Genomic DNA, 14,296 nt, shown 5'->3' on the forward strand with positions numbered 1-14,296 from the left:
CATGACAGGCTCCTTTCACACAACAAAAAAGCTCCGGGCCAAATAGCCTGGAGCAGATGATTCGATTTTAGATGCCGGGTATCCCCCCTTATGAATTTCGCGTTTTTTCACGTTTGAGGGGGCGGCGGTCATGGACGGAAGAGCTACAGAGATTGACATCCCCCCGCCCATTATTATTCTATTCATTTCCCATTTCCAATGTTATAATAAAAAGAAAACGGGAGAGGTCAGTATTCATGCTCACTATAAGACAAATGATGCGTTACTTACGTAATAATCATAACATGTCCATAAAAAGCAACCAGGCTCATGCTTTACGAAACCTTGGCTATTACCACGGATATAAAGGATATCGTTTCATCCGCACTCCTCAAAATCGAATATCCTTCCGCACCTTCGATGAACTACTCGCCATTAATAATTTTGATATGCATTTAAAATCATTGCTGTATTCAAAAGTCATGTTCATCGAAACAGCGCTCAAAAGCTATGTCATTGAGGCTGTCCTTGCTGATAGCAAATCCGAAAACATTAATGACATCTTTAATCGTTCTCTGACTTATTATAAAACATTTGGAGCTGGTAGTCATGAATATAAACGTTTTTTCACTAAGCGAATGACATTACGCGGTTCCATTAACAATACGCTTAAACGTGACTATGGTCAACATAATCAAATTGTTAATCACTTCTTCAATCAAGATCGTGAAATTCCTATCTGGGCTATATTTGAATCCATGACACTTGGAGATTTTGGCACCTTCTTTTGGTGTTGTAATAAAAGTGTAAAACTCTATACCTCTAAGTTGTTAGGACTACCTTCAAATCTGGACGCCGACGGTGAATTGACTAAAGATATTATCTTTACAATTAAGGATCTACGTAATGCAATCGCTCATAACAATGTAATTTTTGATGCTCGCTTCCGTACCAATAAAATTAGTCCACGCCTTGTCAGCCTCTTGCAGAAAGAAACATCTGTTCAACAAATTGATTTTCAATATATTGATGCTTACATCATATTAATCATTTATGTGCTAAGAAAAATGCAAGTAACAAAAACAGAATGTAAACAACTCATTTCTGGTTATAATAATAGCAAAGAACTATTACGCCAACAAATTTCAACTCCTATTTGGAATCAAATTCTTGGTTCAGGAACAAGGCAGAATATGGAATCACTAAAAGCATTCCTCACAAGGTCATAATTATAATTTTCTTGCTTTTGGGGAATTTATTTGCTATAATAACTTTGAAGAAAGTGGCTGACGTCTTCGGACTAGGCCCTAAAGAGACTCGATGCGTCGAGTCTCTTTTTTTTGACTAATATTGATATCTTATTTCCCGGTCTTCGGTCATCGTCTTATGGTCATGGCAGCTCTTGCACAAAGTCTGCCAGTTCTTTTCGTCCCAGAACAAGTCCGGGTCGCCGCGATGCGGCTTGATATGATCCACGACCGTTGCCGGGACGAGCCGTCCTTTCTTTTTGCATCGGACACACCATGGATGACGATTCAGAAAGAACTTCCTGGCTTTCTGCCACTCTCTCCCGTAGCCGCGCAGCACCGCGTTCTTCCGTTCGCCCTGGCACTGCTGTTCATGTTCGTCACAATATTTTCTCCCATACGGCACCAGCCTTGGGCATCCCGGATACTTGCACGGTGTCTGTGGTCTTCTTGGCATTCGTATCATCTCCGGCATCAAAAAAGGACCGATGGCTTTTAAACCACGGTCCCTCATTCTTTTCTTGCTGATTATACTATACCACGCAGATAGTACTGACATCTAGTGCTGTTTACGTGACACTTACTGACAATTACTGGGAATTTCTATAAGGAGCCTCTAAAAACTCTGTTTTAGAAGCCCAATTTTCTTATTAAATGCCCCCTTCTGCCATCAAAGCCATATACAAAGGGGATCTAGCTTCGTAAAGCCAAGGAGATTAGCAAACTGAACACTCCCCACAGCGACATGAAAGATATATTGCCAAATTTTCAGCTAACATCTCTCGAGAAGTCACTTTGCCGCAAGAAAAATATCGATGTTTTGAGAATTCTGCTCGAGTTTCTTTCGCTCAAGCGTCAGACGGGAATTAATTTGCTCAGGAATATCACATCCATATCTACGGTTCAGGCCTTCAGTAATATATTCCTTCAGTATTTCCTTTTTAGATAAAAACGCATTGCCCAGATCAAAGTCCAAGCTCGACATCATAACGAACCAGCAAATTGGCGAATTGATATCCATTCAGCAAAATAATATTTGCTTTTCCTGCTTTTTCCTTAGCATCATTTGAAAACTCTTTTTCAGAATTAATGACAATAAAGATAGAGTTCTGATATTCTTCCTTATCCTTCATAAGGATTAACTGTTTCACACCATGCAGATCATCTGCATCTGTTCCTTCTTTCTTTTTCGCCTGGATACAGATTCTGGGGAAGATTGCATTCCCTGTATTGATATTGCTGATAGCATCCAGCAAAGAGTTGTTCTGAACCGCAGATAGGACAATATCAATATCGCCCCCATCTTCATGCTGATTCTTGGCGATAACAGCATAACCATTTTTCTCAAACAGCTTTGCAATGATATCTTCAAAGGTATGGGAATCCCACTTCACCATTTGTTTGACTATATCATTTAAATATTCATCTCTTGTCTTTTTTGTTGCAGTATTAAGATGATCAATCAATGAAGTGTTGGGATTAGCAATTGCATCAGGATCTTTTTTAAATAAGCTGATCAAAACGCCCACTGCTTCAATAAAATCATTATTCCAAACATGATTAATGGGCGATTGATAGGCCTTAAATTTTGTAGAAATAATTCTTGCCTCGTTATTTGCATTATATGGACAGCTGAAAAGCGGTCTCACTGTAATGAAATTCCCGAAATCATCCCAACCGTCAGGAATTTTAAAATCATATGGCTTTACACACTTTAAGATGGAAAAGCTACGGCACGGATTATTTTTTTCCTTACGCAGACTGACTTTTGGCACGATAATCAAATCATCAGGTTTGATTTCCAGCATAATACGAAGGTTTCTATAGCGCCTGCTTTTTTCTGAATCTGAACCGTCATTTGTCCAGACCTTGTTCCATGCCTTCAAAAAATCCTTTTCTTCCACATCAATTCGCATGCCATCGGCCCCCCAGCCCTGGTGGAGGCGTCCCTGCAGAATTTCCTGACGCACTTTTTGAAAATCCTCATTATAATTGATTCGAAAAACAAATACACTCATGATAGTTTCTCCTTATCCTCAATCCATATTATCACGATTTTAGAAATGGCCTATATTTTTTAACGCTTCTTCGTGCATCCGGTATACCTGCCGTACATTCAGTTTCAATGTTCCTGCAATCGACGCCCAATCTTTAAAGGCCAAGTAACGTAGCTCCAACACCACCCTTTCCCGATCATTCGGCACCTGACCGATTGTTTTCATAATTTCGGCCTTTAAATCCACTAACCTGTCAATCTCTTCATCCACTTCACGTTCCAGATCCATCATCCGGATAATCGTATCTTCCAAGCGGTGCGGATTGGGAGTACCACTTGGTGGTACCAAGCTTAAGGTAGATGTTGCTTTTCTCGCCAGTTGCCGTAGTGCTGATACCTGTTCCAGCTTGCTGTCGATCTGGATATTGATATTCCTTGCCTGTTCCAGGTAGGCTTTCACTTGCATATAATCCATTTCCCCTTTGATTTCTTCGCTCATTTTATTATACCATCCTTTCCCGTATCCGTTATCCCCAGGTCAGCTTTCACCGCCTCGATCAGTGCAGACTGGGTTCCGTCTTTGTGTTCCAAGACTTTCAGGATGCGCTCATCAATCGTGCTCTTGGCTACGATGTGCTGTATGATGACCGTCTTGTCCGTCTGCCCCTGCCGCCAGAGCCGGGCGTTGGTCTGCTGGTACAGCTCCAGGCTCCAGGTCAGACCGAACCAGGCCAGGATGGAACCGCCCTGCTGAAGGTTCAGCCCGTGTCCGGCAGAGGCCGGATGGATAAGAGCCACGGGGATCTTTCCTGCATTCCAGTCGGCGAAGTCCTGCGGCTCCTTCAGCTCCCGGGCTTCCATCCGCTGCTGGATACGTTCTTTATCGTGCTTGAACCAATAGGCCACCAGGACCGGTTTCCCGTTGGCGCTTTCCACCAGGTCTTCCAAGGCATCCAGCTTCCGGTCATGGATGGTCACCACACCCTTTTCATCTGTATAAATGGCACCATTCGCCATCTGCGAAAGTTTCAAGGTAAGCGACGCGGCATTGGCGGCTGTGATCTCGCCGCCTGGAAGTTCCAGCACCAGGGATTTCTTCAGTTCATCATACCGTTCCTTTTCTTTCTTGCTCAGGCTGACTTCCTTCGCTACGCTCACCAGCTCCGGCATTTTCAAGTAATCGGTCGCCTTCATGGACACGGTGATGTCGGCAATCTGGTGATAGATGGCTTCTTCCGCTCCCGGTAGGGGTTTGTAGGAATACACCACCATGCCATTGCGCTTATCCGGCTGGAAGTACAGGTTCCGGTACTGGCTGATATATCTCCCCAGCCGCTTTCCCATATCCAGGATGCGGAACTCGGCCCAAAGGTCCATCAGTCCGTTGCCGCTGGGCGTTCCCGTAAGGCCGACGATGCGTTTCACTCTGGGGCGCAAAGCCTTCATGGCCCGGAACCGCTTCGACTGGTGGTTCTTGAAACTCGACAGCTCGTCCAGGACGACCATATCGAAATCAAGGCGGCTGTTCTCATAGAGCCAAACCAGGTTCTCGCGGTTCACACTATAGATATCCGCATCCTGCTGCAAGGCTCTTCTTCGTTCTGCCACGTTGCCGACCACGACGGAACAGGAAAGACATTTCAGGTGATCCCACTTCTTGATTTCATCCGGCCAGGTGTCTCTCGCCACCCGCAGCGGAGCGACAACCAGCACCCGCTGTACTTCAAAGGTGTCATACATCAGGTCCCGGATGGCCGTCAGCGTTGTCACCGTCTTGCCAAGGCCCATGTCCAGGAACAGGGCCGTGACGGGATGGGACTTGATATATTCGATGGCGTATTTCTGATATTCATGCGGCATAAACTTCATGCATCTCCGCCCCCTTTCCCATCGGGCGTGTGGGCAATGGCCTTTAGGACAGCAGGGATGTCCTCCATGGCATCCAGGACGAAGACCTGGTAGCCCAGCCTCCGCAGCATGGCATGCCGCTTCAGCTGCAGCGGCCTCGGCTTCTGCCCCGGCGCCTTCACTTCCACGAAGCCTATCTTCCCATCACCCAATAGGACCAAGCGGTCCGGCATGCCGGAAAACGATGGCGAAACAAACTTCACTGCCATACCGCCTGCCTTCCTGGTTTCCATCACCAGGTTATGTTCTATCTCTTTTTCCCGCATCGGTATCACCTCTTTTTTACTGGGGTGCAGGTCGTTGAAGGTCGTTCCGCAAACTTTCCTTAAAGGCATTTTTTCTATTTTTCAGCCCTAAAGGGAGTTTATGGATAGACCTGCACCGACCTGCACCCTTCCCTTTTCTCACAAGAAATCTGTGACTTTCAGTTTCAATCCGTAAATGAAATACCCTGCTTTCCGCTTGCGCCTGTCGAACCCGGCTTTCTCCAGTGCTCCATAGAAATCCGTCGTGCTGCGGGTATACTCGTTCATCTGCTGGCAGTACAAGCGGTAGGCCGTATAAAGCGCCCCGGACTTTTCCTGGCATGATGGATCCACATCGCAGCAGTCTTCCAGGAAATGGCGGAGCCAGTCATTCTGCCCGCGGTATTCCTGGATAGCATCCCGCACACATTTCGGCATGGTCAGATGGTACTCGCTGGCAATGACCTTCTCCGCCCCTTCGATGATCCAGCGCAGGATAGCAGGACCGGCTGCTTCCACCAGATAATCCGCATAGTTCTTGATTTCGCCATGGCCTTCAAACTGTGCCTTGAAGGGGATGACGATAAGCCGGCGCCATGTCCCTTCATCACTGGCTCCGACGCGGGGCAGATGGTTGGTATACAGGACCAGCGTATGGGTCGGCACAAAGGTAAACGGCGTCTTGTATTTCTTTTCGCCGCCGACTTCATCCGTAGAGCAGAGCTGCTTCAGGACGGAAGTAGAAAGCCGGACACCTTCTTCCATCTCGGCCGCGATGACCATGCGCTTGCCCTTGAGTTCCGCCATTTCCGGCTTGATGTTCCGCTTGCAGTTCGCCGTCAGGGCATCCGCAGAAATACCGCCGCAATAGCTCCCCAGCACCCGGGCAATGGAATTCCAGTACGTAGATTTCCCGTTCCGTCCATCGCCATAGGCAATGACCAGGGCTTCCACGTACACTTTGCCAATAGCCATAAGCCCGCAGATTTCCTGGGCGTAATCAATCAGCTCCTGGTCGCCCGTGAAAAACTCGTCCAGGGCCTGCTGCCAGACCGTCTCCCCTTCCTCTCCTGGATCGACAGCGGTACATTTGGTAATATAATCTTCCGGACGGTGATTCCGCCTGCCCGCCATCCCCTGCCGCAGGTCATACGTAAACGAAGGCGTGTTGAGCAGGAACTCATCCGCATCCAGGGCCTGGATGGGAATGAGCAGCATCGGCTTCAGGGCCTGCAGGGCCGAAATGATGTAGCGCATATCCCGCCGCTTCATGACAAAGGCATAATATGCCAAAGCCGCCTGGTAGGACTGGAAGGCTTTCTGCTGACTGCCTTCGATGACTTTTTCCAGCATCCGGCCACCCTTATCGATGAGTTCTGCTGCAACGCCCATTTCCTGCAGTGCCTTCCTGCCAGCTTCCATCTGGTCCCTGGCATCTGCCAGCTGCAGTTCCAGGAGTTCCTCCGCTGCGCCGATGGCTTCCTGATGGGATTCAGCCCAATAGATACCGTTGTACCGCAGGAAATCGGTATTTTCCGTATACCGCAGCTCATCACCATATTCCCGCTTCAGCACTTTGGCCTGACCGATATCCGAGTAGTCTTCCGGCTTCAGGCTGCCCTGACGGGCAAAATCGTTATTGTACTGGTCCGGGCTGATGTACCCATCCTGCCTGGCAATCTTTTCACCAAAACGCACAGCGCTCTGCCAGATTTTATTGAGTTCTGCATCAGCAAGCGGAGGGTCGCATTTTTCGGCCTCTTCAAGGAAAATGGAGTAGGCCCGCTCTGTTGCTCCGTACCGTTTGATGACCCGGCCGGCAAAGCGGCTCATGGTATTATTGCGCTGTCCCTGGGGAATGCTGTGTATCCCGGCTTCCCGGGCCTTCAGCACCTGGTCGATTGTCATTTTCCCATTCTGCCACAGCACCTTCTCAGCCGGACAGCCGTAGATGAAACGGGCTGCATCAAGAGCCGCTTCGTCGAAAAAAGGATATGCGTGATAAACAGCCCGCTTCAGCTCCGTATAGCACGGTTCATCTGTAATCTCGGGAATCTCAAAATAGACGTGAAAGCGCGGCCTGGCACACTTCCCGTCTTTAGGCTTCATGTGATTCCGTGATGGGACGATAGCCATGGCAACCTCCGGCATCATGGCCAAGAATTTCTCCATGGTCTTCCATTCAGCAGGATTTTCCGTATGCGAATTATCGCAGTCCATGACTAGGACATCCGATGAAAGAAAATTCTCCCGTTTCCGGTAATCATTTTTGAATGCTACACAGACATGGTCAAACGCAACCGCAGCTTCAAGATCTTCGGCACAGCTGATTTTCCGTCGCTCTGGATAACGGCAATTAGCTTCTGCTCCCGTAAGAGCTGCCGTATAAAGGGTAAATTCCATGTTCTTAAACCTCCTCAATATACCGGACAGGCTTTCTTTTGCGCCGGGCGTACTCGATTTCTTTCTGCATCCCGTCCGAGATGGCATCGCCAAATACCCATAGTTCCGCGCACTTGGACAAAAGGGCGATATCCATGAAAAGGGCCAGGTCCCGCTCCGTCTTTTCATCCAGGAACTGGGGCAGGTACAGATGCGGGGCCAGCGGGATGCCTCCCTGATTTGTCACATAGCGGCAGTACCTCCTCGCCCTGGCCGTATTGGCCTCCACATCCCCGGCATAGGGCGAACACACGTATACCACTGGCCGGAACGGGAACCTTGCCGGTTCCGCATTCCGGATGGCCTGATAGGCTGTGGGGTCGGGATAATGTTCGGCGTTACGCTTCGGGTTCATCTCCATCGCGCACCTCCATCAGTTCCCGGGCACAGTCTTCACACAGGACCGCTGTCCCGAACAGGTCGCCCTTCCCATCGCCCAGGACTTCCTCCAGATCCACCAGGATTTCTCTGCCACAAACCGGGCAGCGGCAGAATACATTCTCATCGTTGATTTCGATTGTGACTTCCATGGCATCATGAATCGGTTCCTTGACGTAAAACATGCTTCATCCCTCCAGTTCTGTCTTGTAATAGGTCATGAGCATCTGTTTGCGCTGCTGGAAATCCGGGCAGGAATACAGCAGACCGTAATCCAGGTGCTGCAGCCGGTCCAGAGCATGGATCTGCCGCGCAGTCAGATAAGGCCGGATGCTCTGCCCTTTTTCGATGTCGTTGGCCAACCGGAACTGCTTGGCAGACATGCCGAGAACGATGCGATTCAGCATGTCGCATTCGTTGCTGAAGTGATACGGCTTCGGGCTTTCATGCAGGCGGCAGATCATATCCGTCAGCATCGGGAATTCCTGCCGGGCAGACAGGAGCGACCGGACACATTGTTCCATCTCGTTGAAACGCTGGATATAGAGTTCCTTGAAGTGCATTGCCTTCGGGCCTGTGTAGCCCATGACCAGCATCGTGAAGCCATCACGGGTCAGCAGGTAACGCGGCAGTTTCCTTCCTCTGGCATCTTTGTAGGTACTGAGTATAAAATTGTCATGGATGAAATTTTCACTGAGCCCAGATCTGGGCTCAATGATTCTGGCGATATCCCGCAATACATGGCGATGGCCTTTCTCAAAAATTGCAGCGACAAACAGGCTATCGACCCTGGCTACTCCTTCCGGGTCAGCGAACATACCGTAATCATCTTCGGGAATCAAATTCTTCATAGCGGATTCCACCTTTCGTTAAAATTTCCGAGGAACTCGTCCTCTATCAGTAACAGGACAGAATCCGCTGCTTTAAGTACCTCCGTTTCAATCTTTCTGATAAAATTCACATTCGTATCCGTCTGCCCGGAGCAACAATCCTTCAGCCCACGGCGGCGTCCGCCCCATCTGCTCACAGATGGCGTCAACGCTGACATCCCTGTCGCATTCGATGATAAGTTCATCGTGGACATGGCCGACAATATCACTGCATCGAACAGTTTGCATGGCATAGCAGAGGATGTCACGGCTGATGCCCTGGACGATATTTTCCACGAATTTCGGGCCGTAACTTTCCAGCCGCTCCCACTTCTTCATTGCGCCGATGCCTTCATAGGTGACGGATTCCCCGCCGAAGCGGTTCTCGCCTATTCTGGGTTTCACATAAGAAAGCCGCCGTCCGCTGGGAAGCTGGATGAACAGCATGCCGCTCTGGTACAGGAAGCGGATGACGCCCACCCTCATAGGGATATGTTCCTTGATGGCTGTCTTCACGGCGGCATCCACCTGCCACCAGAAATCGACAATATGCGGATTGGCCGACCGCCAGGACTGCACCAGAGGATACAGTTCATCTTCCGAAAGTCCCATTTCCAGTGCGCCCATCGCCTTCAGCGCACCGACAGAACCGCCATAGCCACAGGCCAATTCTGCGATTTTGCCTTTCTGCCTCAAGTGGCCATTTATCCCATGCTTCATCACAGGTACACCAAACATCTGACTGGCTGTCGTGCAATAGATGTCCTGCCCGGCCGCAAAGGCATCTGATTTCCACTTCTCCCCGGCAAGCCACGAAATGACCCGTGCTTCAATTGCCGAAAAGTCCGATACCACAAATTTCATTCCCTTACGTGGCACAAAGGCGGTGCGGATCAGTTGGGAAAGAACATCAGGTATGGAGTCGTACAGAAGTTCCAGGGCTTCATAATTTCCCTGGCGCACCAGTCCCCGGGCTTCCGAAAGATCCGGCAGATGATTCTGGGGAAGATTTTGTAATTGAATGTGCCGCCCAGCAAACCGCCCGGTCCGGTTGGCCCCATAGAACTGGAACATACCCCTGGCCCGGCTGTCATTACAGGCCGTCAGTTCCATAGCCTGGTATTTCTTGACCGAAGACTTTGCCAGCTTCTGCCGGAGAAGCAGTACACTGCGCAGCGGTTCCTCTGCCGTCTTCAGCAGTTCCTGTACCTGCTTCTTGCTCAAAGAATCAGTCTTCATCCCGTGCTGTTCCAGCCAGGCAATCATCTGTATGACGGAATTCGGATTTTCCAACCCCGTCTTTTTCTTTAACTCGTCCATCAATGATTCCCGGCACCGGGCATCCATGGCCACGGCCTGGCCGACCAACGTCCGGTCAATGGCAATGCCTCTGTCGTTGATTTCCTGATCCAGATGGTATTCGTCCCATACCTGTTCCGGTACTGGGTAGTGCTTCAGCCGCTCCTGGATGGCCATTTCCACTTCTACGTCTCGTTTGTTATAAGACTTGAACAGGGTCCATTTATCCGGGGCATGATGAGGTAGATTTCTCGTCCTGCCACCATTCGTTTTGGTTTCCTTGCATGGTACACAGAAGTAACGAATCAGTTCCTTGCCTTCCTTCATCTTCTGGTTATCCAGTTTCAGAACGGCACCGACGCCTTCCAGTGAAAGGGGCAGCCCCATGTAGGCCGACCAGATCATGGAGCATTTCCATCCTGCCGGATTGAGGAACCTGGCACAGTCCTGGGAAAGCGGATGATGGTCACGGAACGGATCCAGGCTCATTCCCAGGTCACACAGGTAGCGCGACAGGCAGACCCGTTCAAAGCTGGCATTGAACGCCCACTTGGTAACGGATTCATCGGTCAGGGCATCCAGGATAGCGTTGGGGATACGCTCTCCCTGCGCCAGGTCAACGACCTGCACTTTGCCGCCGTCCACCGAATATCCAAAAAGAAGGATTTCAAAGGCTGGCGATTCGGCATATTTGTACACGCCGCATTTTGCCAGATTGATATCGCTGAATGTTTCAATATCGATACTGATGGTTTTCATACGCTTCACCTCGAAAAAACGGCGAGGCACAAGGCCCCGCCGCTATTCACTACTACTTATTTCCGAAAAGATTCCATCTGTTTGCGGTGATATTCCGCTTCCCGTTCTTCCCGGTGCCGTGCTATTTCTTCGTCACGTTGATCTTTCTTGAGGTCTGTATAAATTAAGGCCACAAAAAAACCGCTTGCAGCCAGTGCCACCAGGCAATACATCAGCTCTAAAATCATTTGCATCGTAGTTTCCATTGAAATTCTCCTTCCTTATGCCAAGAAATCGTCATCGTCAGCTGTAGCGAAGTCATCTTCAGCACGTGGTTTGCCACCGAGGGGTTCGCCGTCACGGATTTTCTGCAGGTTGTTCAGGCCGCAGGCAATGCCCTTATTGCCATTGCTGTTAAAAGCGTAGAAGCTGATGGAAGCACGGCCATAGACGCCAGAGTAGACTTCAGAGCGTTCCAGGATGTGCTGGCAGTCGGCATCGACAATGCCAGGCTTCGTAGTAGAATTGGCATTGATGAAGAAACTGTCCTTATAGGCATCATCACCCGGACGTTCCAAATCACCGTCACGGAGTGGGATTTTGATAGCTTCGAGTGCAGGAACTACACGATTGTTGCCTTTGAGTTTGCCCTGGCCTTCTTCGTAAGCGGCCTTAATGGCGGCGCGGATTTTTTCTACGGTCTTCGTATCCGACTTAGGGATGATCAGGCTGACGCTGTACTTCGGCGTACCTCCATTGATGGACTTTGGTTCCCAAACATTAGCGTAAGACCAACGAGTGTTGACACCAGTAATTACTTTGCACGGGTTTACATAATTTTTAGACATAATTTTTTCCTCCTTAAAATTTAACATTGAAATCATCTGCCGCGGTGTGCATGGCCGGACGCTTATCCGATTCCGGTACCAGGACCGGTTTTCCCTGCGGCTTTTCGACTAAATTTGACAGCAGTTCTTCGAACCGCTTCTTGCCGAGCTGTTTTGTCATTGCCGTGATGCCGAGCAGCTTCTTTTCATATGGGTCGAAGCCCGCTTCTTCCACTTTGGCGGCGACTGCTTCTTCACTTACGTAGCGGCGGTTCGACCGGCCTTCGACCAGTTTCCATCCGTCCCACTGCTTGCCGGAAAGGGCTTGCTGCAATGCGTATTCCTTGACATCCCCGGCCCAGTTCACCAGTTCATCGGCCCTCTCCAGGACGGCTTCGATTTCTTCATCCTGCAGCGTGGACGGGACGGCGAAATCATACCGGGCCAGTTCCAGATTGTACTCGGCCCGCTTGCGGCAGGTTGCCTTGATCTTGCAGAAGCGGCAGTGGTCACCGGCTTTATATTCGCCCTCACCTTTCGCCGCCAGTTCTGCCGCAGGCTTCAGCACCGTTTCGGCCCACTGGAGCAGTTCTTCCTTGCTCATGGTGCAGGTGCTGACGTTGTCCCGGCGGGGCTGGAAGATCGTCATGGACACCTGGCGGATATCATAGATGCCATCAAACAGGTTCAGCGCACCGAGGGCATAGCACATCATCTGCGGATTCTTCTCGGAATCCACCAGGACTCCCAAGCCATGCTTGTAATCGATGACTGTCAGGGTATCGTCGGCTACGATGAGGCAGTCGCCTGTTCCAAAACCGCCTGGCACCCACTGGGAAAAGTCCAGCCGCTGTTCGATCATGATCATCGGGTCCTTGCAGGATGCTTTGGCTGTGGCCAGGCATTCCATGACGAACTGCGCGTATTCATCAGTGCATTCCGCCATCTCCTCATCAAAGTACGTGAGTCCCTTCGTCGGATCTTCCAGTTTCTGCCCCAGCGCCGTCTTCACCTTGAATTCGCAGAGCGTATGGGCATCCGTTCCCTGGCGGGCGAATTCACTGGAGGTATCCGGCAGCTTGGCACATTCCTTCGCAGACGGCGGGCAGGCCAGCCAGCGGTAGCAAGAAGATGCGGACAGCACCGCATGTTTATCCGGCATGGCCAATCACCTCCAGTTCCTTCAGGAACGCTTCATACTGTGCCGCATCAATGCCGGACAGCTTGTCCGCCCCGTACTTCTGGATAAGGCTGCGAACTTCGTCCGTGAATCCCTTGCGGGCCTTGTCGGCAGCGACTTTGCGGACATCTTCCAGTGTCAGCGGCTTTTCCAATTTCTCTGATTTCGCTTCCGAAGCTGTCGGATTATCTTCTTTCACCGCCATGGCCTCGGAAATCTTCAGCAGTGCCTTGCCGCAATCGCCCAGGGCCGCTGCCAGTTTCTGCAGTTCATCGTTTGTCATACGGATTGACTCCTTTCGCACATCTTTGCATTGATAAGAGATGGATGTTCCTAGCGATACTGCGGGTCGTGGCGCTGATGGTCATCAGCACCGCCGCCAGTTCCCGGTCCAGCTTTTGCTGCTGAGCCAGTTTTTCAGGTGTCTGTGTGTACATCATCTTGGGTTCCTCCTTCCTAAAGGGCTTCTTCGTTCGCCCTCCACCAGTAATAGGACAACCGCATCATCGTTAAGTACCGATTTTCCAAAAAAATCCGGCCGCTTTGTTCGCAGCCGGATTCCCTGGCTGTTTAGCGATAATCCTTGAGACGGTCCTGCAGTAACGCGTAAAGCTTATGTTTCCGCTTGTTGACGGCTTTCTGACTCAGCCCGACTGACTCCCCGACCGCCGCTTCGCTGAAGCCATCGGCAATCATCGTCAGGATGGTCCGGTCAATGTCTTGCAGTGCAACTAGTTCTCGCCGGAGAGCTGTCAGCAACTCTTTTTTCAGGACAATCTCCTCCAAGTTGAAGTCACATTCCGGTTCCAGCTTGAATTCATCATGGAGCTTGTCAGCGGATACTTCATCATCTCCATGTCGCTGTTTTCTTTTGTCTTCACGCCAGATTGGCCGCATGTAAGCGCGATACTGTTCTTCAGTTGCCGGAATCAGGACAGTACGTACCTTACGGCAGCCGATTTTTGACCAGCGGACTTCACAGTCCTTGTACTCCTCGGTGATGACGTTTTCTGAAGTGAGTTCCAGAGGAATGTAGTACTTTTTGTCTTTGTTTGTCTGTAGATTGGCCATGCGCGATCTCCTTCGCATAATGCGAAGCGAGAATCCACGCAGGCAGCCTGTCGAAATTGACCATAAGATGCATCCTCGCTTCTATGGCCAACCATCCCAGTAGGCTGACGTGATTAA

General features: G+C 50.1%; 18 protein-coding genes. 1 reads left to right on the top strand and 17 read right to left on the bottom strand.

Annotated elements, in window-relative coordinates; genetic code table 11:
* Nucleotides 1–236: 236 nt before the first annotated feature.
* Nucleotides 237–1,208, top strand: a complete 972-nt coding sequence (locus ACR0QW_RS09290; protein ID WP_045172499.1) for an Abi family protein — start codon at nucleotides 237–239, stop codon at nucleotides 1,206–1,208.
* Nucleotides 1,209–1,323: 115 nt separating this feature from the next.
* On the opposite strand, the gene ACR0QW_RS09295 is transcribed toward ACR0QW_RS09290, so the two are convergent.
* From ACR0QW_RS09295 to ACR0QW_RS09375, 17 genes are all read right to left on the bottom strand, one after another.
* Nucleotides 1,324–1,683, bottom strand: a complete 360-nt coding sequence (locus tag ACR0QW_RS09295) for an HNH endonuclease (protein WP_039899514.1) — start codon at nucleotides 1,681–1,683, stop codon at nucleotides 1,324–1,326.
* A 333-nt stretch (nucleotides 1,684–2,016) separates the two neighbouring features.
* Nucleotides 2,017–2,202, bottom strand: a complete 186-nt coding sequence (locus ACR0QW_RS09300; protein WP_131219490.1) for a hypothetical protein — start codon at nucleotides 2,200–2,202, stop codon at nucleotides 2,017–2,019.
* Nucleotides 2,192–3,244: a restriction endonuclease gene (locus ACR0QW_RS09305; protein ID WP_432643406.1), complete on the bottom strand. Its 1,053-nt coding sequence runs from the start codon at nucleotides 3,242–3,244 to the stop codon at nucleotides 2,192–2,194. The genes ACR0QW_RS09300 and ACR0QW_RS09305 overlap by 11 nt, the downstream gene beginning before the upstream one ends.
* 39 nt (nucleotides 3,245–3,283) lie before the next feature.
* On the bottom strand, nucleotides 3,284–3,721 hold the full coding sequence (locus ACR0QW_RS09310; protein ID WP_014128989.1) for a hypothetical protein: 438 nt from the start codon (nucleotides 3,719–3,721) through the stop codon (nucleotides 3,284–3,286).
* Complete coding sequence (locus tag ACR0QW_RS09315) at nucleotides 3,718–5,091, bottom strand: SNF2-related protein (protein ID WP_432643407.1); 1,374 nt, start codon at nucleotides 5,089–5,091, stop codon at nucleotides 3,718–3,720. Before ACR0QW_RS09315 ends, ACR0QW_RS09310 begins: the two co-directional genes overlap by 4 nt.
* A complete protein-coding gene (locus ACR0QW_RS09320) occupies nucleotides 5,088–5,396 on the bottom strand; it encodes a VRR-NUC domain-containing protein (RefSeq protein WP_009014565.1) in 309 nt (102 codons plus the stop codon). Before ACR0QW_RS09320 ends, ACR0QW_RS09315 begins: the two co-directional genes overlap by 4 nt.
* Before the next feature lie 138 nt (nucleotides 5,397–5,534).
* Nucleotides 5,535–7,778 carry a phage/plasmid primase, P4 family gene (locus ACR0QW_RS09325; RefSeq protein ID WP_432643408.1) on the bottom strand — a complete coding sequence of 748 codons (2,244 nt, stop codon included), beginning with the start codon at nucleotides 7,776–7,778 and terminating at the stop codon, nucleotides 5,535–5,537.
* Between the two features lie 4 nt (nucleotides 7,779–7,782).
* Nucleotides 7,783–8,178: a DUF4406 domain-containing protein gene (locus tag ACR0QW_RS09330; RefSeq protein ID WP_009014567.1), complete on the bottom strand. Its 396-nt coding sequence runs from the start codon at nucleotides 8,176–8,178 to the stop codon at nucleotides 7,783–7,785.
* Nucleotides 8,156–8,380 (bottom strand): hypothetical protein, encoded by a 225-nt coding sequence (locus ACR0QW_RS09335; protein WP_009014568.1) that lies wholly within the window; start codon nucleotides 8,378–8,380, stop codon nucleotides 8,156–8,158. The genes ACR0QW_RS09330 and ACR0QW_RS09335 overlap by 23 nt, the downstream gene beginning before the upstream one ends.
* Nucleotides 8,381–8,383: 3 nt before the next feature.
* Nucleotides 8,384–9,046: a Rha family transcriptional regulator gene (locus ACR0QW_RS09340; protein WP_292301093.1), complete on the bottom strand. Its 663-nt coding sequence runs from the start codon at nucleotides 9,044–9,046 to the stop codon at nucleotides 8,384–8,386.
* A gap of 87 nt (nucleotides 9,047–9,133) precedes the next feature.
* Nucleotides 9,134–11,122 carry a DNA polymerase gene (locus ACR0QW_RS09345; RefSeq protein WP_432643409.1) on the bottom strand — a complete coding sequence of 663 codons (1,989 nt, stop codon included), beginning with the start codon at nucleotides 11,120–11,122 and terminating at the stop codon, nucleotides 9,134–9,136.
* 56 nt (nucleotides 11,123–11,178) lie between these two features.
* Nucleotides 11,179–11,367: a hypothetical protein gene (locus ACR0QW_RS09350; RefSeq protein WP_118022855.1), complete on the bottom strand. Its 189-nt coding sequence runs from the start codon at nucleotides 11,365–11,367 to the stop codon at nucleotides 11,179–11,181.
* 15 nt (nucleotides 11,368–11,382) lie between these two features.
* The gene (locus tag ACR0QW_RS09355) at nucleotides 11,383–11,949 is read right to left on the bottom strand and encodes a DUF2815 family protein (protein WP_118022856.1); all 567 of its coding nucleotides are present in this window, start codon (nucleotides 11,947–11,949) and stop codon (nucleotides 11,383–11,385) included.
* 13 nt (nucleotides 11,950–11,962) lie between these two features.
* Nucleotides 11,963–13,090, bottom strand: coding sequence for a DUF2800 domain-containing protein (locus ACR0QW_RS09360; protein WP_432643410.1), 1,128 nt, complete (start codon nucleotides 13,088–13,090; stop codon nucleotides 11,963–11,965).
* The gene (locus tag ACR0QW_RS09365; RefSeq protein ID WP_014128600.1) at nucleotides 13,080–13,391 is read right to left on the bottom strand and encodes a glycoside hydrolase family 18 protein; all 312 of its coding nucleotides are present in this window, start codon (nucleotides 13,389–13,391) and stop codon (nucleotides 13,080–13,082) included. The genes ACR0QW_RS09360 and ACR0QW_RS09365 overlap by 11 nt, the downstream gene beginning before the upstream one ends.
* Nucleotides 13,378–13,548 carry a hypothetical protein gene (locus ACR0QW_RS09370; RefSeq protein WP_021840388.1) on the bottom strand — a complete coding sequence of 57 codons (171 nt, stop codon included), beginning with the start codon at nucleotides 13,546–13,548 and terminating at the stop codon, nucleotides 13,378–13,380. The genes ACR0QW_RS09365 and ACR0QW_RS09370 overlap by 14 nt, the downstream gene beginning before the upstream one ends.
* Nucleotides 13,549–13,678: 130 nt before the next feature.
* Complete coding sequence (locus tag ACR0QW_RS09375; RefSeq protein WP_021840387.1) at nucleotides 13,679–14,179, bottom strand: RNA polymerase sigma factor; 501 nt, start codon at nucleotides 14,177–14,179, stop codon at nucleotides 13,679–13,681.
* Nucleotides 14,180–14,296 lie beyond the last annotated feature (117 nt).

It is taken from the genome of Acidaminococcus sp., assembly GCF_050873445.1.
Lineage (GTDB): Bacteria > Bacillota > Negativicutes > Acidaminococcales > Acidaminococcaceae > Acidaminococcus.